Annotated in this window: 16 protein-coding genes; 15 read left to right on the top strand and 1 reads right to left on the bottom strand. The window is 75.4% G+C overall.

Annotated features, from left to right (window positions below):
• The first annotated feature begins 137 nt into the window (after positions 1-137).
• The 10 genes from GXW83_RS25395 (at position 138) to GXW83_RS25350 (ending at position 13328) form a co-directional block, all read left to right on the top strand.
• On the top strand, positions 138-593 hold the full coding sequence (locus tag GXW83_RS25395) for an SRPBCC family protein (protein WP_182445401.1): 456 nt from the start codon (positions 138-140) through the stop codon (positions 591-593).
• 209 nt (positions 594-802) lie between these two features.
• The gene (locus GXW83_RS25390) at positions 803-3322 is read left to right on the top strand and encodes an MFS transporter (protein ID WP_225447241.1); all 2520 of its coding nucleotides are present in this window, start codon (positions 803-805) and stop codon (positions 3320-3322) included.
• 167 nt (positions 3323-3489) lie between these two features.
• Positions 3490-4665 (top strand): glycosyltransferase, encoded by a 1176-nt coding sequence (locus tag GXW83_RS25385; protein ID WP_370466765.1) that lies wholly within the window; start codon positions 3490-3492, stop codon positions 4663-4665.
• Positions 4666-4852: 187 nt separating this feature from the next.
• Entirely contained in the window at positions 4853-6406 is a 1554-nt protein-coding gene (locus GXW83_RS25380; RefSeq protein ID WP_182445400.1) for a sugar transferase, read from the top strand.
• A 4-nt stretch (positions 6407-6410) separates the two neighbouring features.
• Positions 6411-7793: an O-antigen ligase gene (locus GXW83_RS25375; protein WP_182445399.1), complete on the top strand. Its 1383-nt coding sequence runs from the start codon at positions 6411-6413 to the stop codon at positions 7791-7793.
• The gene (locus GXW83_RS25370; RefSeq protein WP_225447240.1) at positions 7790-9478 is read left to right on the top strand and encodes a lipid II flippase MurJ; all 1689 of its coding nucleotides are present in this window, start codon (positions 7790-7792) and stop codon (positions 9476-9478) included. Before GXW83_RS25375 ends, GXW83_RS25370 begins: the two co-directional genes overlap by 4 nt.
• Positions 9475-10230 (top strand): polysaccharide deacetylase family protein, encoded by a 756-nt coding sequence (locus GXW83_RS25365; RefSeq protein WP_182445398.1) that lies wholly within the window; start codon positions 9475-9477, stop codon positions 10228-10230. Before GXW83_RS25370 ends, GXW83_RS25365 begins: the two co-directional genes overlap by 4 nt.
• Positions 10227-11471, top strand: coding sequence for a glycosyltransferase (locus tag GXW83_RS25360; RefSeq protein ID WP_182445397.1), 1245 nt, complete (start codon positions 10227-10229; stop codon positions 11469-11471). The genes GXW83_RS25365 and GXW83_RS25360 overlap by 4 nt, the downstream gene beginning before the upstream one ends.
• Positions 11458-12198 carry a YveK family protein gene (locus GXW83_RS25355; protein ID WP_182445396.1) on the top strand — a complete coding sequence of 247 codons (741 nt, stop codon included), beginning with the start codon at positions 11458-11460 and terminating at the stop codon, positions 12196-12198. The genes GXW83_RS25360 and GXW83_RS25355 overlap by 14 nt, the downstream gene beginning before the upstream one ends.
• Positions 12195-13328 (top strand): GNAT family N-acetyltransferase, encoded by a 1134-nt coding sequence (locus tag GXW83_RS25350; protein ID WP_182445395.1) that lies wholly within the window; start codon positions 12195-12197, stop codon positions 13326-13328. Before GXW83_RS25355 ends, GXW83_RS25350 begins: the two co-directional genes overlap by 4 nt.
• Here the strand turns inward: GXW83_RS25350 and GXW83_RS25345 are convergent.
• On the bottom strand, positions 13317-14597 hold the full coding sequence (locus GXW83_RS25345; protein WP_225447239.1) for a glycoside hydrolase family 26 protein: 1281 nt from the start codon (positions 14595-14597) through the stop codon (positions 13317-13319). The two genes, GXW83_RS25350 and GXW83_RS25345, sit on opposite strands and share 12 nt — an antisense overlap.
• A gap of 133 nt (positions 14598-14730) precedes the next feature.
• On the opposite strand from GXW83_RS25345, the gene GXW83_RS25340 reads away from it, so the two are divergent.
• From GXW83_RS25340 to GXW83_RS25320, 5 genes are all read left to right on the top strand, one after another.
• Complete coding sequence (locus tag GXW83_RS25340) at positions 14731-15063, top strand: YnfA family protein (RefSeq protein ID WP_182445394.1); 333 nt, start codon at positions 14731-14733, stop codon at positions 15061-15063.
• Positions 15064-15178: 115 nt separating this feature from the next.
• On the top strand, positions 15179-15937 hold the full coding sequence (locus tag GXW83_RS25335) for a hypothetical protein (RefSeq protein ID WP_182445393.1): 759 nt from the start codon (positions 15179-15181) through the stop codon (positions 15935-15937).
• A 54-nt stretch (positions 15938-15991) separates the two neighbouring features.
• Positions 15992-17590 carry an ABC-F family ATP-binding cassette domain-containing protein gene (locus tag GXW83_RS25330; RefSeq protein ID WP_182445392.1) on the top strand — a complete coding sequence of 533 codons (1599 nt, stop codon included), beginning with the start codon at positions 15992-15994 and terminating at the stop codon, positions 17588-17590.
• 363 nt (positions 17591-17953) lie between these two features.
• Entirely contained in the window at positions 17954-18187 is a 234-nt protein-coding gene (locus tag GXW83_RS25325; RefSeq protein ID WP_182445391.1) for a helix-turn-helix domain-containing protein, read from the top strand.
• A 143-nt stretch (positions 18188-18330) separates the two neighbouring features.
• The gene (locus GXW83_RS25320) at positions 18331-19146 is read left to right on the top strand and encodes an enoyl-CoA hydratase/isomerase family protein (protein WP_182445390.1); all 816 of its coding nucleotides are present in this window, start codon (positions 18331-18333) and stop codon (positions 19144-19146) included.
• Positions 19147-19191 lie beyond the last annotated feature (45 nt).

The raw sequence follows: 19191 nt of genomic DNA, 5'->3' as shown, positions 1-19191 counted from the left end.
CGCGGTGGACCCGGCGGCGTACCCCGACCGTTCGTCCGGCCCCGGGTTTGGCCGCCGGGGCGGGCGGTGGTTGGCTTGGCCGTACGCGTGCGGACCCCGCCCGCGGGTGCGGCGCCAGGATGTTGAGGAGTACGGCCATGGGCCAGGTTTACGCGGTCAGCGAGCGAGTGGTGGACGCCTCGCCGGAGCAGGTCTTCGCGGCCTTGGCCGACTACGAGAAGACCCGCCCGGGCCTGCTGCCCTCGCAGTACAGCGACTACGAGGTCCGCGCGGGCGGTCAGGGCGCCGGGACGGTCGTGCACTGGCGGCTGCAGGCGACCGAGAAGCGGGTCCGGGACTGCCTGCTGACCGTCACCGAGCCCTCGCCCGGCCGGCTGGTGGAGACCGACGCCAACTCCACCATGGTGATCACCTGGACGGTCACCCCGGCCGGCGAGGGCCGCTCCAAGGCCGTGGTGGAGACCACCTGGACCGGCGCCTCCGGCATCGGCGGCTTCTTCGAGCGGACGTTCGCCCCCAAGGGCCTGAAGCGGATCAACGACGAGGTGCTGGAGCGGCTGGCCACGGCCGTCACCGGGAACACCGCCGGCTGATCCGGCCGTCCGAGCGAACGAACGTGTGTACGGGCCGCCTCCCGGACGGGTGAAACTTCCCGGTGGGCGGCCCGCGGTCATTTTCCCCGCATGTCGACATACCGCCACAACGCCGCTGGTGACCGACCTGCCGACCGGTCAACAGGCGTGCCCGGACGACGATATGACCGGTTCGAGGCTGATGCGTGCCCGCTGCAATGATCCGGTCCATGTCCGTGATCGAGGCGGCCCGAACGGCCCCGGTACAGCAGAGCGATACCCCCGCCGGCCACAGCCACGCCCCCCGGGGCCCGGAGGCCGGTCCGGCCGGCGGCGGTGACCGATCGGAACTGAGCACCCGTCAGACCCGGCTGGTCTTCGCCGGGTTGATGATGGCGCTGCTGCTCGCCGCCCTGGACCAGACCATCGTGGCCACCGCCCTGCCGCGGATCGTCGGCGACCTCAACGGACTCGAGCACATGTCCTGGGTGGTCACCGCCTACCTGCTGGCGGCCACCGTGGGCCTGCCGGTCTACGGCAAGCTCGGCGACCTGCTCGGCCGCAAGTCGGTGTTCCAGTTCGCCATCGGCGTCTTCCTGGTGGGCTCCGCGCTCTCCGGATGGGCGCACAGCATGGACGAGTTGATCGCCTTCCGGGCCGTGCAGGGCATCGGCGGCGGCGGGTTGATGATCGGCGTCCAGGCCATCATCGGCGACCTGGTCCCGCCCCGGCAGCGCGGCCGGTTCATGGGCCTGATCAGCGCGGTCTTCGGGCTGGCCTCGGTGGCCGGGCCGCTGCTGGGCGGCTGGCTCACCGACGGCCCCGGCTGGCGCTGGTGCTTCTACGTCAACCTGCCGCTGGGGCTGGCCGCCTTCGTGGTCATCGGCCTGGTGCTGAGGTCGCCGCGGCGGGCCCGCGGCGAGGGCGGGGCCCGCCCCCGGCTGGACGTCCTGGGCGCGCTGCTGCTGGCGGTGGTCGGCGTCTGCCTGGTGCTGGCCACCAGTTGGGGCGGCAGCCAGTACGCCTGGGGCTCGCCGGTGATCCTCGGCCTGCTCGGCGGCACGGTCGCCGCGCTGCTGCTGTTCGTGCTCGCCGAGTGGCGCGCCGCCGAGCCGGTGATCCCGCTGCACCTGTTCCGCGACAGCGTGTTCACCGTCTCCGGCGCGATCAGCCTGGTGGTCGGGGTGGCGCTGTTCGGCGCGGCCAGCTACCTGCCCAGCTTCCTGCAGATGGTGGACGGGGCCAGCGCCATGGGCTCCGGGCTGCGGATGCTGCCGATGATGGGCGGGGTGGTGCTGGCCTCGGTCGCCTCCGGCCAGCTGATCAGCCGCACCGGCCGGTACCGGCTGTACCCGCTGCTGGGCGGCGCGCTGTCGACGGTCGGCATGGTGCTGCTCGGCCGGCTGACCGCGCACACCTCGTACCTGTGGCAGAGCGTGGCCATGGCGGTGCTCGGGCTGGGCATCGGCCTGGTGCTGCCGGTGCTGGTGCTGGTGGTGCAGAACTCGGTGGACCGGCGCGACCTGGGCGCGGCCACCTCCGCCAACAACTACCTGCGGCAGATCGGCGGTTCGGTCGGCGCGGCGGTCGTCGGCACGCTGTTCAACTCCCGGCTCGCGCACCAGCTGGCGCACCGGCTGCCGCACACCGGCGCCCTTCCGGCGGTCGACTCGCTCACCCCGCAGCTGGTCCGCGCCCTGCCCGCGCCGATCCGGGCGGCGTACGTCGACTCCTTCGCTGCCGCGCTGCCGCGCGTGTTCCTCTACCTGGCGCCGGTCCTGGCGCTGGGCTTCCTGTTCGCCTTCCTGCTCAAGGAGACACCCTTGGTCACCCACGCGGCCCCCGAGCCCGGCGCCGAAGCAGCCGCCGGCCTGCTGACCGTCGAGATCTCCGACGCGCCGGTCCCCGCCCCGGCCGCGACGTCCCCGGCCCAGCCGCACGCCGCGCCGCACACCTCCGGGCACGCCGCGCCGCACGCCCAGCCGTCGGCCGGGGTGCCGGTCGCCGGGGCGGTGCTGGAGCCCGACCGCGCACCGGTGCCCCGGGCCGTGCTCACCCTGATCGACATGGACGGCCGCCAGGTCGCCCGCACCGGCAGCGGCTCCGACGGGCGCTGGGCCCTGGCCGCGCCCAGGAGCGGCAACTACGTGCTGATCGCGGCGGCCCCCGGCCACCAGCCGCACGCGGTGACGGTCACCGTCGGCGGCCGGCCGGTCGACCTGGACGTGGTGCTCGGCGGCACCGGCCGGCTCAGCGGCGCGGTCCGCAGCGCCGAGGGCGCCCCGGTCGCCGGGGCCGCGGTGACCCTGACCGACGCCCGGGGCGAGGTGGTCGCCACCGCGCACGCCGACACGGACGGCGCGTACCACTTCCGCGACCTGGTCTGCGGCCGCTACACCCTGGCCGTCAGTGCCCGGGCCTACCGCCCGGCGGCGATCGCGGTGGAGGTGGCGGCCAGCGGCGAGACCCGCCAGGACGTGGCGATGGCGGGCAGCGGCACGCTGCGCGGCACCGTCCGCACCGTCGGCGGCCACGCCGTCGCCGAGGCCCGGGTGACCCTGCTGGATTCGGCCGGGACGGTCGTCGCCGCGGTCACCACCGGCGCCGACGGGCACTTCCGCTTCACCGACCTGGAGCCGGGCGAGTACACGGTGATGGCCAGCGGCTACCCGCCGGTCGCCACCGCCCTGCGGATCGAGGACGGCCACACCGAGCGCGACCTGCACCTCTCGCACCGCCTGGACGACTAGCGCCGGACGACTGGCGCCGGACGACTGGCAGCGCCGGACGGCCGAACGGCGGCGGTCACGGCCGGTCGCTCGCACGAGTGGACCTTGTCGGCCACCCGAGTGAGCGCGTCCCCGGTGTTCGATCCGGGCGGCCTAGGTTGATCGCCGTGCCCCTGACGATCCTTCATGTGTCCCAGCCCGCCGACGGCGGCGTCGCCCAGGTCGTGGCCGACCTGGTGCGCGGCCAGGTCGCGGACGGCCACCGGGTGGTGCTGGCCTGCCCCGCCGAGGGGCGGCTGGCCCCGGTGGCCCGCGCCGCCGGGGCGCAGCTGCGCGGGTGGTCGGCGCGCCGGGCGCCGGGCCCGGGCCTGCCGGGCGAGGTGGCGGCGCTGCGCCGGATCGTCGCCGACACCGATCCGCAGCTGGTGCACCTGCACAGCGCCAAGGCCGGGTTGGCGGGCCGGCTGGCGGTCCGCGGCGCCCGGCCGACCGTGTTCCAGCCGCACGCCTGGTCGTTCGCGGCGGTGGGCGGCCCGACCGCCCGCGCGGCCCGGGCCTGGGAGCGCTGGGCGACCCGCTGGACCGACCGGCTGCTGTGCGTCAGCGAGCAGGAGCGGCGCGAGGGCGAGGCGGCCGGTCTGCGCGGCCGGTGGGCGCTCGCGCCCAACGGCCTGGACCTGGACCGCTACGACTCCGCCCGGCTGCCCGTGCAGGCGCAGGCCCGGACCGCGCTGCGGTTGGAGCCGCAGGGCCCGCTGGCGGTCTGCGTGGGCCGGCTGTGCCGGCAGAAGGGCCAGGACGTGCTGCTGCGCGCCTGGGCCGGGGTGCCCGGCCGGGTGCCCGGGGCGCGGCTGGCGCTGGTGGGCGACGGGCCGGACCGGGCGGCGCTGGAGGCGCTGGCCGGGGCGCTGCCCGATCCCGGCAGCGTGCTCTTCGCGGGCCACGCCGAGGATCCGCGCGACTGGTACGCGGCGGCCGATCTGATGGTGCTGCCCTCCCGCTGGGAGGGGATGGCGCTGGCCCCGCTGGAGGCGATGGCCTGTTCCCGCCCGGTGCTGCTGACGGACGTCTCCGGCGCGCGCGAGTGCCTGCCGCAGGGCTCGCCCGCGCCGCTGCCGGTGGAGGACCCGGACGCGCTGCGCGAGGCCCTGGTGCAGCGGCTGTCCGACCGCGAGGCGTGCCGCCGGGAGGGGTTGCGGGCCTGGCTGGACGTCTTCGACCGGCGGGATGTGCGGCTCACCCGGCAGCGGGTGGCCCGGGTGTACGACGAGGTGCTGGGCGAGGCGCGGGACGCTTCGCGGCAAGCCTCGCCGAACGCCCATCAGCACGTAGATGGACATAAAGATATGACTATTAGTCATTAGGGTGAATATTCGGGCTGCTCGCGGGAATTCACCAGCTCTGTGTCTGTAATGTCCAATTTACCTGCTTATTTCCCTTGGTGAGCCGAGCCGGGTGCCGGGCGCGGCGGCAGGTGCCACCTCGACCCCGCCCGCGGCAGCAGGCGGCCTTCCGAAGCCACGGACATAGAGCAGGGGAGTACGTGCGCGGATGACCACCATCGACAACGACGAACTGCCGCGCGCCGGCATCGCCGCCACCACCTCCGGCCAGGGACTGCTCGCCCTCGCCCGCAAGCCCCCGGAGGCCGTGCCGGGGCTCCCCGCGCCGGTCGGCGTCCCCGCCGGACCGCGCCGCGAGCCGCCCGGCGCCTCCGTCCCCGCCGCCCTGCTGGCCGTCGACGGGCTGGCCGTGCTCGCCGGAGTCGCCGCCGTCGGCCGGTGCGACCTGCTCGGCGCGGTCTGGGCGGCCAGCGGCCTGTTCCCGCTGCTGGTCCTGGCCAACTCGGCCGGCGGACTGTACCGGCTCCGGCTCGCCCCCTCCGTCCTGGACGAGATCCCCGGGCTCGCCGGGCGGGCCGCCGCCGCGGCCGCCTTCGCGCTCACCCTGGACCGCTGCCTGCACGGCCTGTGGCCGTCGGCCGTCCCCGCCGACGGCCGGCTGCTGCTCGGGCTGCTGCTCTGCCAGCTCTCGCTCGACCTCCCCGGCCGCGCCGCCGTCTACGCCCTGCTCCGCCGCGCCCGCCGCCGCCGGCCCCGGCCCACGCTGATCGCCGGGGCCGGGCAGATCGGCCGCAGCGTCGGCGCGGCCCTGCTGGCGCACCCCGAGTACGGGCTGCGGCCGGTCGGCTACATCGACTCCGAGCCCTCGTTCCGCCCGGCCGAGGCCCCCGCCCCGACCGGGGCCTCGCTCCCGGCCGTCGTCCCGGTCCTCGGCGGCCCCGACGCGCTCGACCTGGAGATCGCCGGACAGGACGTCACCGACGTCATCATCACCAGCGGCGGCGGGGACGACGCCGAGGCGGCCCGCACCCTGCGCACCGCCACCCGGCACGGCTGCGAGGTGTGGTTCGTCCCCGGCGTGCCCGACTTCGGCGCCTTCGAGTTCGGCAACCGGCGCGCCGCGACCGGCGACCACCTCTGGGGCTTCCCCTGCCTGCGCCTCGGCCAGTCCGCGATGCACCGCCCCACCTGGGCGGTCAAGCGCTGCGTGGACGCGCTGCTGGCCGGCTGCGGCCTGCTGCTGGTCGCGCCGGTGCTGGCGGCCTGCGCGGTGGCCGTGCGGATCGACGGCGGCCCCGGCGTGATCTTCCGCCAGGAGCGGGTCGGACTGGACGGCCGGACCTTCACCGTGCTCAAGTTCCGTACCCTGCGCCCCGACGACGACCACGAGTCGGCCACCCGCTGGAACATCGCCCACGACCACCGGCTCGGCCCCACCGGGCGCTTCCTGCGGCGCACCTCCCTGGACGAGCTGCCGCAGCTGTGGAACGTGCTGCGCGGCGAGATGAGCCTGGTCGGGCCGCGCCCCGAACGCCCCTACTTCGTGGCCCGGTTCAGCCACGCCTACCAGCAGTACGGCGACCGGCACCGGGTGCCGGTCGGCATCACCGGCTTCGCGCAGGTCCACGGGCTGCGCGGGGACACCTCGATCGAGGACCGGACCCGTTTCGACAACTACTACATCGAGAGCTGGAGCCTGTGGCAGGACGTCAAGATCCTGCTGCGCACGCTCGCCTCGGTCCTTCGCCCCGGCGGGAGCTGACCCGATGACCCTGCTCACCACCCCACGCCCGGCCGCCGTCCCGAGGGCGCTGCCGCCCGCGGCCGCCCGGCTGCGCCGGGTGCTGCCCGAGGAGCGCGTCCCGGCCGCCCTGGCCGCCGCCACCGTGCTGCTGGTGTGCCTGCCCACCGGCGGCGACCAGGACGTCACCGCCGCCGTCCACGTCACCCCCGCCGACGTCGCCTCCGTCGCCCTGGTCTGCCTGTGCGCGCTGCGCGCCGCCGCCGGACTGCGCCGCGGCGGCCCCGGACCGCTGCCGGTGCGCGCCGCCGTGCTGTTCTCCGGGGTGCTGCTGGCCGTGGCCGCCGCCACCGCCGCCTCCCAGGACCCGGCGCAGAGCCTGTCCGGCTTCGTGCGGATGGTCCAGGTGTTCGTACTGGTGCCGCTGGCCGTAATGCTCTGCCTGCGCGACCGCCGCGACCTGCGGCTGCTGCTGGCCGCGCTGGTCGGCGCCGCCCTGGTGGAGGGCGCGGTCGGGGTCGAGCAGTACCTCACCGGCACCGGCGCCTCCTACGACGGCGGCACCGTCCGCGCCGTCGGCACCTTCGGCGCGCAGGACGTCATGGCGATGTCCGCCGTCGTCAGCTACGGCCTGATCGCCGCCCTCGGCCTGGCCCTGGACGCCCGCGCCGCCGGCCGCCGCCGCGCCGCCGCGCTGTACGGCCTGGCCGCACTGGCGCTGGCGCCGCCGCTGGCGCTCTCCTTCAGCCGCGGCAGCTGGATCGCCACCGGCTGCGCCGTCGGCGTCGCGCTGCTGCTCACCGACGTCCGCCTGCTGCTGCGCGGCGCGCTGTACGGGCTGGCCGCCGCCGTGCTGCTGGTCGGCGGCCTCGGCCTGGGCGGCGGCAGCGTGCTGAACCGGCTCGGCAGCATCGCCTCGGTGACCGGCGCGCCCGACCACTCCGTCAGCGACCGCTACGACCTGTGGGCCACCGCCGCCGCCATCTGGCGGCAGCACCCGGCCACCGGCGTCGGCCCCAAGGAGTTCCCGCAGTTCCGGGACGCCCACGCGCCACTGCGGCTCTCCTCCGGCAGCGACACCGCCGGGGCGGGCGCCGGCTTCAGCCGCGAACCGCTGCTCTCCCCGCACAACATGTACCTGCTGGTCCTCAGCGAGCAGGGGCTGATCGGGCTGACCGCCTTCGGGGCGCTCGTCCTCGGCCTGCTCTCCGGCGCCGCCCGGGCCGCCTGGAGCCGCCGCACCGGCCTCGGCGCGGCCCTGCTCGGGCTGCTGGTCTGGCAGCTCGTCGACTTCCTGTACGCCGACATCGGCGGCCCCACCACCGTCCTGGTCTCGTTCGTCCTCGGCCTGGCCGCCCACGGCGCGCTGCGCGGCCCGGGCGCGGACGGCGGGGCCGCCGCGCCGTGACGCTCACCGCACCCCGCCCCACCGAGGAGGCCCCGCGCGCCGCGAGCAGCTTCCTGGCCCGGGCCTTCGGCATCACCGCCCTGCTCAGCGCCGGCGGCTCACTGCTCGGCCTGGTCCGGGACCTGTTGCTGGCCCGCTTCTACGGCGCCGACCAGGGCACGGACGCCTTCCTGGTCTCCTGGACCGTCCCGGAGACCGCCGCGCCGCTGCTGATCGAGGACGCCATGGCGTTCCTGATGGTGCCCGCGTTCAGCCTCGCCCTCTCCGCCCGCACCGCCCGGCAGGAGGACCGCCCCGACCGGCTCGTCCCGGTCCGAGGCCCGCAGCAGCGGCGCGACCCGGTCCGCGAGCTGGTCGCCGCCACCCTGCCGCCGCTGGCGCTGCTGCTGGCCGCGCTCTCCGCCGCCACCGCCCTGGGCGCGCCGCTGCTGGTGGAACTGCTCGCGCCGGGCCTGCCCGACCGCTCGCTGGCGGTGGTCTGCACCCGGCTCACCGCGCTCACCGTGCTGCCCTTCGGCCTCACCGGCTACCTCAGCGCCGGGCTGCGGGCACACCACCGCTTCACCGGCCCCGGCGCCGTCTACATCGTCTACAACACCGGCATCCTGACGGTGATGGTGCTGCTGCACGGCAGCCTCGGGGTGCGCGCCGCCGCCGCCGGGGTCGCCTTCGGCAGCGTGCTGATGACGGCGCTGCTGCTGCCGCTGTTCTCCCGCCACTGCGGGCGGCTCACGCCTGGTCGGCGCGGCGGCGCGGGCCCGGCGCTCGCCATCAGCCCGCTGGCGCTGCTGCCGGTGGCGTTGTTCACCCTCACCCGGCAGGCGCAGGTCTTCGTCGAGCGCTTCCTGGCCTCCTCGCTGGCCCCGGGCACCATCTCGCACCTGAACTACGCCGAGAAGGTCGCCCAGATGGCGATGACGCTGGGGATGATGGTGTGCACGGTCACCTTCCCGCTGGTCGCCCGGGCCCTGGCGGACGGCGACACCGAGGCCGCCCGGCGCCGGGTGGAGAAGGACCTGGAGCTGGTCGGCGCGGTCGTGCTGGCCGGGACCGCCCTGCTCGTCGCCTGCGCCCCCAGGATCGTCCAACTGCTGTTCCAGCGCGGCGCGTTCACCCCCGCCGACACCGCCGCCACTGCTGCGGTGATGCGGGTCTACAGCCTCGGACTGCTGGGCCAGGCCATGGTCGGGACGCTGGTGCGGCCGTTCTTCTCGGTCCGCCCGGCGGTGACCCTGGACGGCCCGGTGCTGCGCCGCGAGCGCAGCGACTGGTACCCGATCGCCGCCATGGGCCTCGGCCTGGTGGTCACCGCCGTCGTCGGGGCCGCCACCGCGCCCCGCTTCGGGGCGCTCGGGCTGGCGGCCGCCAACGCCGCCGGGATCACCCTCACCGCCGCGCTGCTGCTCGGCGCGCTCCGGGCCCGCGGCGTCCCGGTCCGGGTCCCGGCCGTCCTGCTGGCCCAGGGCCGGCTGCTGCTCGCCGCCGCCGTCGCCACCGGGGCGGCCGCCGCCGCGTCCGGCCTCGCCGGGGCCGACCCGCTGCTCGCGGTGGTGCTGGGCACCGCCGCCGGGCTCGGCGCCTTCGCCGCGGTCCTGGCGCCGTTGGCCGGCCGGCTGCGGGGCACCGCCGCGGCACCGCAGAGCACAGCCGCGGCACCGCAGAGCAAAGGAGAGATCGGGGCATGACCGCTGAACTGCACCACGAGGTCCACCCGCGCCGGGCTCCGTGGACGCTGATGTACCACTCCGTGGACGACAGCCGCGAGGACCCCTACCAGCTGACGGTCACCCCGGCCCGGTTCGCCCGGCAGATGGCCTGGCTGCACCGGACCGGCCTGCGCGGCGTCGCCATGGCCGAGCTGCTGGCCGCCCACGCCCTCGGCCGGGCGCGCGGACTGGTCGGCCTGACCTTCGACGACGGCTACGCCGACTTCGCCCACCAGGTGCTGCCGGTGCTGGAGGGCTACGGCTTCACCGCCACCGCCTACGTCGTCGCCGGACGCCTCGGCAGCCACAACACCTGGGACGCCGACGCCCCCCGCAAGCCGCTGATGAGCCCCGAGCAGGTGCGCGCGGTCGCCCGGCGCGGCGTCGAGATCGGCTCGCACGGCCTGAACCACCGCCCGCTGCGCGGCCTCGACCCGCAGCAGCTGGCGCTGGAGGCCGGGCGCAGCCGGGAGGTCCTGGAGGACCTGCTGGAGCGCCCGGTGGCCGGTTTCTGCTACCCGTACGGCGCGCTGGACGCGCAGGCCGTCGCGGCGGTGCGCGACAGCGGCTACAGCCACGCCGTCGCCATCGACCACTCCGCCCTCACCGGCCGCTGGGCCCTGCCCCGCAGCTACGTCGGCGACCGCGACGGGGCCTGGCGGCTGCGCGCCAAACGCGCCCGGCACCGGGCCCGGGCGATGCGCCGCAACGATCGAAGGGGCACCGCATGACGCACGTGAAGGTCCTGCACCTCATCACCGGGCTCGGCGCCGGGGGAGCCGAGCAGCAGCTGCGGCTGCTGCTGCGGCACCTGCCCCCCGAGTACCACTGCGACGTGGTCGCGCTGACCAACCCCGGCATCGTCGCCGCCGGGCTGCGCTCGGACGGCGTCCGGGTCGGCAACCTGGCCATGCGCGGCAACCGCGACCTGAGCGCCCTGCCCCGGCTGGTCCGGCTGATCCGCCGGGAGCGCTACGACCTGGTCCACTGCCACCTGTACCGGGCCTGCGTGTACGGCAGGATCGCCGCCCGGCTGGCCGGGGTGCGGGCCGTCGTCACCACCGAGCACTCGCTGCTGGCGCACACCCTGGAGGGCCGCCGGATCACCCTCGGCGTCCGCGCCCTCTACCAGGCCACGGAGCTGCTGGGCAGCGCCACGGTCGCGGTCTCCGACGCGGTCGCCGACCGGCTGGCCGACTGGGGCGTGCCCGAGCGCCGGGTCCGGGTCATCCCCAACGGGGTGGAGGCCGCCCGCTACCGGCAGCCCGCGCCGGTCCGGGCCGCGACCCGGCAGGCGGTCCGCGCCGAACTCGGCCTGCCGCAGGACGCGTTCGTCTTCGGCGGGGTGGGCCGGCTGGTGCCGGGCAAGCGCTTCGACATCCTGGTGGACGCGCTCAGGCTGCTGCCGCAGACGCCGGACGCGCCCGCCGCCCGGCTGCTGCTGGTCGGCGACGGCACCGAGCGCGCCGCGCTGGAGCGGCAGGCCCGGACGGTCGGGGTCGCCGACCGGGTGGTGTTCGCGGGCGAGCGCGACGACGTCCCCGAACTGCTCACCGCGATGGACGCGCTGGCCGCGCCGTCCACGGTGGAGACCTTCGGGCTGGCCCTGCTGGAGGCGCTGGCGGCCGGGCTGCCGGTGCGCTGGTCGTCCGGACCGGCCCTGGCCGAGCTCCCGGCCGCCGCCGCCCCCGGCGCCCGGCGCACCCTGGCCGACCCCGCCGCGTACGCGGCCGAGCTGCAGGCGCTGCGCACCGGCCGCCGACGCTCCCCGGGCCGCGCCCTGGCCCAGCCGGACGCGGTCCGGCACTACGACATGGCCCGGCTGGCCCTCGAGGTCGCCGGGCTCTACCGGCAGGTCGCCGACCGGACGCCGTCCGCGCCGGCCGTTCCCGCCCCGCACGCCGCCGCACCCCGGCCCCGTGCCGCCCACCCGACCGTGCCCGTTCCGGAGGAGTCCCATGTTCAACACTGACCGCAGCCTGCGCCACTGGTGGCCGATGCTGGCAGCGGTGCCGCTGGGGGCGCTGTGCGGCGGCGGCTACGCCCTGGTCGCCCCGGCCTCGTACCAGTCCAGCGCCTATGTGATGGCCGTGCCGCAGAGCGGCGCCGACAGCGCCGCCGCGGTGGACTTCGCCCAGGCGTACGGGCGGATCATCGCCCAGCCGGAGATCCTGCTGGCCGCCGCCGCGCGGACCGGCGTCCCGCTGTCCGAGCTGACCGGCCGGGTCGAGGCGGTCACCTCGCCGGACGCGCCGATGATCCAGATCACCGGCACCGCCGGACGCGCCCGCCTGGCGGCCCAGGAGGCCAACGCGGTGGCCCGCTCGCTGGTGGCCTTCGGCAACGCCACCACCGCCCAGACCGGCGTGAAGCTGCTGCCCTTCGCCACCGCCGCGGCCCCGGCCGGGCCGAGCTCGCCCTCCCGCTCGATCGACCTGGCGGTCGGCACGGCGGCCGGAGTGCTGCTCGGCGGCCTCGCCCTGATGGCCCGTCAGCGAGGCGGCCCGGCAGCGGAGTCGGACGTCGAGAACGCCGTCGGCACCGACGCGGCGGACGCCGCAGTCGCGGCCGGGGGCGGGGCCGGGTCCGAGGGCGGGGGCGGGGCCGAGCTGCCGCAGCCCCGGCCGCTGGCCGATCGGGAGGACGAGCCGGAGCGGGGGGCCGCGCGCGAACGCCCCACTGCCAAGGCCCGCCGGTGACCGCCCCGGTCCAGTGGACCACCGAGGTCCACCGCGACACCGCCGCCTTCGAGGCGCTGGCCGAGGAGTGGGACGACCTGCTCGACCGCTGCGCCCCGGCCACCCCGTTCCAGAGCCACGCCTGGCTCTGCTCCTGGTGGCAGTCGTACGGAAGGCCCGGCACGCTGCGGCTGGTGACGGTCCGTCGGGGTGAACTGCTGGTCGCAGCAGCCCCGCTGATGGTCCGTCACCGACTGCTGCCCCGGCTGGTGCCGATCGGCTTCGGGCTCACCGACTTCCTCGACGTCCTGGTCGACGACGAGCACGCCGACCAGGCGGCGGCGTTCCTGGTCCGCACGCTGGGGCGGGAGTTGGGCCTGACCCGGCCCTGGGCGGTGGTGGACCTGCGCGAGCTGCGCCCGGACGCCGCCGCGCAGCACCTGGTCGCCCACTGGCCGGGCGCGGCCCGCACCCTGCCCGACTCCATGTGCCAGCACCTGCCCGGCGTCCCGGTCGAGGAGTTGCTCGGTCGGCTGCCCGGACGCACCGCCCAGCGCACCCGGGTCAAGCTGCGCCGGCTGGTGGAGGCCGGGGTCGAGACCCGGCAGGTGCCGCCGGAGGAGGTCCCCGCGGCCGTCGGCGAACTGCTGACGCTGCACGAACTCCAGTGGCGCGGACGCGGGGCCACCCCGGAGCACCTGCGCGACCGCTTCGCCGAGCACCTGCGCCGGGCAGCCGGACGGATGACCGCGACCGACCGGGCGCTGATCCGGCAGTACCGGCTGGACGGCCGGCTCATCGCCAGCGACCTGCAACTGCACGGGCCCGACCTGGCCGCGCTCTACTTCTACGGGGTGCACCCCGAGGCCCGCGACCGGATCGACATCGCCGGGATGCTGTTCCGCGAGAGCCTCGCCGACGCCGCCGAGGCCGGCCGCAGCGAGGTCAGCCTGCTGCGCGGGGACGAGCCCTACAAGCAGCGCTGGCGTCCGGACCGGGCCGGGAACCAGCGGCTGCTGCTCGGCGGCGGCCCGGCCGTGGCCCTGTACGCGGCCGGTGCCCGGCTGCGCCGCACGGTCCTGCGGTCGCTGCGGGCCCGGGCGCCCTGGCTCGCCGCCGTCCGCGCCCGGCTGCGCACGCTACGCGGCTGACGACCGCGTCGGGCCCGCCCCGCCGGGCGTGCCCGACGCGCCCGGGCCCCCGGCGGGGGCCGAGGCCGCCGACGCGGGCGAGGGAGTCGGCGTCTGCGTCCGGGCCGGAGCGGGAGCCGCCGTGCCCGATCCGGACGCGGAAGCCGATGCCGACGCCGACGCGGAAGCCGATCCCGACGCCGATCCCGATCCCGACGCCGACGCCGATCCCGAGGCCGGTGCCGATCCGGCGGCGGAAGGCGTCGGGGTGGCGCTGAGCATCCTCCGGAACACCCCGCTGGCCTGCGGGTTGCTCGGGCAGCGCCACACGCCGTGCGGGCAGTAGTCGGTCACGGTCTGGTACAGCGTGTCGTGGGTGCCGATCCAGTCCAGCATCCGCTGGACGTAGGCCGGGTCGTCGCCCCGGTTGTACATGCCCCACTCCGGGTACGACACCGGCTTGCCGTGCTGCCGGGCGAAGCGCACCTGCGCCAGCAGGCCGTACGGCTCGTGGATGTAGGAGTCGAAGTCCGCGGTGGCGTCCGGGTCGTCGGCGGCCATGTCGTAGCTGTCCATGCCGATGACGTCGGTGACGTCGTCGCCGGGGTAGCAGTCCGGCCAGGGGTGGGCGTCGGCGCCCCGGGTGGGGGTGAAGTCGAACCTCAGGTGCTGTCCGGGGACGGAGCGCATCGCGGTGACGATCCTGCGCCAGTAGCTCTTCCAGGCGTCGGGGTCGGGGCCGCAGCGGCTGGTGTAGGTGGTGCCGTTCATCTCCCAGCCGAGCGTCAGCACCGCGTCGGACAGGCCCAGGGCCACCAGCCGCCGGGAGAGGGTGGTGAAGTGCGCGTCGTTGTCGCCCTCCGCGCCCTGCCGCAGCAGCCGCCGGACCTGGTCGTCGTCCAGGCCGCCCTCGTTGTCGGGGAGCATCGGCGTACCGATCACCAGCAGCCGGTCCGGCGTCTGCGCCTTCCACACGGCCCAGGCGCCCAGCAGGGACGGGCTGCCCTCGATGTCGTTCCAGTAGTTGCCGGGCAGGTAGGTGTGGCCGACCCGGATCGGCGCGCCGCCCAGCCACTGGCTGACCATGGCCTCGGCCGAGTCCGACTCGTCCGAGCCGAGGAACAGCCCGAACGGCACGGCGTGCGGCGGCAGCGCGGTCTCGTCGGGCCCGTCCGAGCTGTCCTCGGCGATGCCCGGCGGCGCCTTGGGGGCCCCGGTGGTCAGCGCCACCAGTCCGAGCCCGGTGCACAGTACGGTCAGCAACGTCAGCAGCACCCGCCACCGCCGCATCGGCCCTCCATCGCTCGCTCGCCCCTGGCCCGGCCTCCCACCGTAGGCGGCGTCACCGCCGCCACCTCGCAGGACACTCCCGTGACCGCCGGGCGGCGGAGCCCGCGCCGGGCGCTGCGCCTAGGCTGGCGGGGTGACCCTCGTACGTTCGATCCTGCTGTTCGTCCTCGCCGCCCTGGCCGAGATCGGCGGCTGCTGGCTGGTCTGGCAGTCCGTCAGGGAGCACCGCGGCTGGCAGTACGCCCTCGTCGGGGTGCTGGCCCTCGGCGCGTACGGGTTCGTCGCCGCGCTCCAGCCGGAGGCCGCCTTCGGCCGGGTGCTGGCCGCCTACGGCGGGGTGTTCGTGGCCGGTTCGCTGGCCTGGGGCATGGTCCTGGACGGCTTCCGGCCCACCGCCTGGGACCTGACCGGCGCCTGCGTCTGCCTGGCCGGGGCCGCTGTGATCATCTGTCAGCCCCGCGCCTGACCGCTCCCGTCCGCTCCCGAGGACCGCACCCGACCGGCCCGCGCCGCGCGCCGCACCCGACCGGCTTATGTGGGCAAAGCGGTTCATATGCCCTGACACCGCCTAACGTCGATCCATGCGCACCGCCCTCCTCGGCTTCCTCGCCCCGCTGGCGCTCCTGGCGACCGCGCTGCTCGGCAGCGCCGTCCGGGACCACCGCCCGGCGCCGTTCGGCGACGACCTGGTCGCTCGCTCCGCCGACGCCGCCTCCGCCGACGCCCTGCGGCCGGGGCGCTACGGCTCGGTCCAGGCGTACGACCGCCGCAGCGGCCGCTCCGCCTGGTCCTACCGCCGGCCGGGCCGCACCCCGCTGCGGCTGGTCGGCATGGCCGGGACGACGGTGGCGGTCTGGGACGACGGCATGCTCACCGGGATGAGCCCGGACGAGCCCGCCGTGCGCTGGCACCGGTTCGTGCCGGGCCTGGCCGGGTGGCTGGCGGAGCTGCGCCGCAGCCGCGCCGGCGGGCCGGGGGTGCTGCTGGCGCCGTTCGACGCCGGACGGGAGTTCCTGGTGCTCACCCCCGGCCTGGTGGTGACGTACACCACATCGGACGGGGCGATCCGCACCGACACCCTGCCGCCGCCGGGCTGCGGGTACGACCCCGGCCGGGCCCGGCTGATCGGGCAGACGGTGGTGGTGTCCCGTCCCTGCGCTGCCCACGGCACGGTCGAGGGCTTCGGCCGCGACGGCCGCCGCTGGCAGATCGTGGCGGACCGGCCCGCCGGGCCGCCGTCCGCGCCCGGGGCGGCGGGCGCGGCGCCCGGGCTCCCGCCGCCGCACCCGCGCCCGCAGGGCGGTGACAGCGGCCCGCCCCCGGTAGACTGGGCCCCTTGAGCTGGGCCCGGTGTCGACGGCCCGCGCCAGTGCCGTCCCGGGAGTGACCTCACCATGATCGCCGCCAACGCCATCGAACTGCGCGCCGGCGCCCGCATCCTGATCGAGTCGGCGACCTTCCGGGTCGCGCCCGGGGACCGCATCGGCCTCGTCGGGCGCAACGGCGCCGGGAAGACCACGCTGACCAAGGTCCTCGCGGGCGAGGGCTCCCCGGCCGGGGGCACGGTCACCATCAGCGGCGAGGTCGGCTACCTGCCGCAGGACCCGCGCACCGGTGACCTGGACGTCCTGGCCAGCGACCGCATCCTGTCCGCCCGCGAGCTGGACTCGGTGCTGCGCAAGATGCGCATCGCCGAGGAGAAGATGGCCACCGGCAAGGGCGCGACCCGCGACGACGCGATGAAGAAGTACTCGCGGCTGGAGACCGAGTTCCTCACCAAGGGCGGCTACGCCGCCGAGGCCGAGGCGGCGACCATCGCGGCCAGCCTGGGCCTGCCGGACCGCATCCTGGCCCAGCCGCTGCACACCCTCTCCGGCGGCCAGCGCCGCCGGGTGGAGCTGGCCCGCATCCTCTTCTCCGACTCCGACACGCTGCTGCTGGATGAGCCCACCAACCACCTGGACGCCGATTCCATCGTGTGGCTGCGGGACTACCTGAAGACGTACCGCGGCGGCTTCATCGTCATCTCGCACGACATCGAGCTGGTCGAGACGGTCGTGAACAAGGTGTTCTATCTGGACGCCAACCGCACCTGCATCGACATCTACAACATGGGCTGGAAGCTTTACCAGCAGCAGCGCGAGGCGGACGAGAAGCGGCGCAAGCGCGAGCGCGCCAACGCCGAGAAGAAGGCTTCGCAGCTTAACTCCCAAGCTGACAAGATGCGCGCGAAGGCGACCAAGACCGTCGCCGCGCAGAACATGGCCCGGCGCGCCGAGAAATTGCTCTCCGGGCTGGAGGCCGTGCGCCAGAGCGACCGGGTCGCCAAGCTCCGCTTCCCCGACCCGGCGCCCTGCGGAAAGACCCCGCTGACCGCCTCCGGCCTGTCCAAGTCCTACGGCTCGCTGGAGATCTTCACCGACGTCGACCTGGCCATCGACAAGGGCTCCAAGGTTGTCGTGCTGGGCCTGAACGGCGCGGGCAAGACCACGCTGCTGCGGATGCTCGCGGGCGTGGAGCAGCCCGACACCGGCGAGGTCATCCCCGGTCACGGCCTGAAGATCGGGTACTACGCCCAGGAGCACGAGACCCTGGACAACGACCGGACCATCCTGGAGAACATGCGCTCCGCCGCGCCCGACATGGACCTGGTCGAGGTGCGCAAGATCCTCGGCTCCTTCCTGTTCACCGGGGACGACGTGGAGAAGCCGGCCGGGGTGCTCTCCGGCGGCGAGAAGACCCGGCTCGCCCTGGCCACGTTGGTGGTCTCCAGCGCCAATGTGCTGCTGCTGGACGAGCCCACCAACAACCTCGACCCGGCCAGCCGGGAGGAGATCCTGGGGGCGCTGCGCTCCTTCACCGGCGCGGTGGTGCTGGTCACCCACGACGAGGGCGCGGTGCGCGCGCTGGAGCCGGAGCGGATCATCCTGCTGCCGGACGGCGTCGAGGACCTGTGGAACGAGAGCTACGGCGACCTGGTCTCGCTGGCCTGACGCCCGGCGGCGGCCCTACCCGGCCGCCGTGGTCCCCCGACTGCTCCGTAGTCGGGGGATCATGCATCTGGACCAGAAGAGTTCATATCGCCCGGCACTTCGCCGGATCGGCCTACGGGCCCGTTTTCCGTGCCGTCCGACAATCAAGTGCATTCGCCATTTACCGCTGCTGATCAGCATTTTCACTTGCCCCCCACAGTTCTCACAGGGGGCGCGAAGGCGGACGACGGGCGCTCAGCCTGCACGCGGGAACGCCCCTTCGATCGGAATTTCCCGGTATTGACCTTGCGGAATGGGTGGCCAGGACGCCCCCCATGGGTGATCATGGGATTCCGACAGAGCACTTGCTACGAGGAGGCACGGGTGGCCGAGACTCTGAAAAAGGGCAGCCGGGTGACTGGTGCCGCACGGGACAAGCTCGCAACCGAGCTGAAGCGGAAGTACGACTCCGGTGCGAGCATCAGGGCACTGGCGGAGGAGACGGGCCGTTCCTACGGATTCGTCCACCGCATGCTCAGCGAGTCCGGGGTTTCCCTTCGCGGTCGCGGCGGCGCCACGCGCGGTAAGTCCAAGGCTGTCACGGCAGCCGGATCCTGACCCAGGTCACGGTCCGAACGATCGACCCCGGCGCTCGGCGGTTGGGGGAGTGACCGGTTCTGCGGCCTCCCACCCGGCCGCCGAACGTCGTGTCACGGGTATTACTCTTCAGTAGCTTACATACCCTGCTGCTGGAGGTACCCGTGTCCAGTCCCGCCCGCACCACGCAGCCCGGCCCCGGTGCCGACCCCGCCGAGTGGGAGCAGACCGGCGTACGGCTGGAGGTCGCCGACGCCGTCGCCACGGTGACGCTGTGTCGGCCCGAGCGCCGCAACGCCCAGTCGCCCGCGCTGTGGCGGGCCCTGGCCGCCATCGGCCGGGCTCTGCCCGGCAGCGTCCGGCTGGTGGTGCTGCGCGCCGAGGGCATCTCCTTCTCGGCCGGCCTGGACCGGGCGATGTTCACGCCCGAGGGCATCCCCGGCGAGTCCAGCCTGCTCGACCTCGCCACCGGCGACGGCGACGCGGCCATCGCCGGCTTCCAGCAGGCGTTCACCTGGTGGCGCCGTCCCGACATCGTCAGCGTCGCCGCCGTCCAGGGCCACGCGGTGGGGGCCGGCTTCCAGCTGGCGCTCGCCTGCGACCTGCGGGTGGTCGCTGACGACGTACAGTTCGCCATGCGCGAGACCGTGCTCGGCCTGGTCCCCGACCTGGCCGGGACCAAGCCCCTGGTGGACCTGGTCGGCCCCGCCCGCGCCCTGGAGATCTGCGGCACCGGCCGCTGGGTCCAGGCCGAGGAGGCGGTCCGGATCGGCCTGGCCAATGTGGCCGTCCCGGCCGCCGAGCTGGACGCCGCCGTCGCCGACCTCTCGGCCGCGCTGCTGGCCGCCCCGCGCGACGCGCTGGTGGAGACCAAGGCGCTGCTCCAGGGCGCGGGCGGGCGCAGCCACGAGGAGCAGCAGGCCGCCGAGCGGGCCGCGCAGGTCCGCCGGCTGCGCGACCTGGCGGGCGTGGGGGAGTGACCCCGCGCGGGGGTCACCGCTGAGGGCTCCGGCCGGGTTCACCCG

This window comes from Streptacidiphilus sp. PB12-B1b, from assembly GCF_014084125.1.
GTDB lineage: Bacteria > Actinomycetota > Actinomycetes > Streptomycetales > Streptomycetaceae > Streptacidiphilus.
Note: the sequence above shows the minus strand (reverse complement) of the source record. Positions and strands in the feature narration are given on the sequence as shown.

What these genes read in the sequence shown, in the direction of transcription:
- GXW83_RS25360 (WP_182445397.1), top strand. Translation starts at nt 10,227, where the DNA reads ATGACGCACGTGAAGGTCCTGCACCTCATCACCGGGCTCGGCGCCGGG.
- GXW83_RS25335 (WP_182445393.1), top strand. Translation starts at nt 15,179, where the DNA reads ATGCGCACCGCCCTCCTCGGCTTCCTCGCCCCGCTGGCGCTCCTGGCG.
- GXW83_RS25380 (WP_182445400.1), top strand. Translation starts at nt 4,853, where the DNA reads ATGACCACCATCGACAACGACGAACTGCCGCGCGCCGGCATCGCCGCC.
- GXW83_RS25375 (WP_182445399.1), top strand. Translation starts at nt 6,411, where the DNA reads ATGACCCTGCTCACCACCCCACGCCCGGCCGCCGTCCCGAGGGCGCTG.
- GXW83_RS25395 (WP_182445401.1), top strand. Translation starts at nt 138, where the DNA reads ATGGGCCAGGTTTACGCGGTCAGCGAGCGAGTGGTGGACGCCTCGCCG.
- GXW83_RS25355 (WP_182445396.1), top strand. Translation starts at nt 11,458, where the DNA reads ATGTTCAACACTGACCGCAGCCTGCGCCACTGGTGGCCGATGCTGGCA.
- GXW83_RS25365 (WP_182445398.1), top strand. Translation starts at nt 9,475, where the DNA reads ATGACCGCTGAACTGCACCACGAGGTCCACCCGCGCCGGGCTCCGTGG.
- GXW83_RS25345 (WP_225447239.1), bottom strand. Translation starts at nt 14,597, where the DNA reads ATGCGGCGGTGGCGGGTGCTGCTGACGTTGCTGACCGTACTGTGCACC.
- GXW83_RS25390 (WP_225447241.1), top strand. Translation starts at nt 803, where the DNA reads ATGTCCGTGATCGAGGCGGCCCGAACGGCCCCGGTACAGCAGAGCGAT.
- GXW83_RS25330 (WP_182445392.1), top strand. Translation starts at nt 15,992, where the DNA reads ATGATCGCCGCCAACGCCATCGAACTGCGCGCCGGCGCCCGCATCCTG.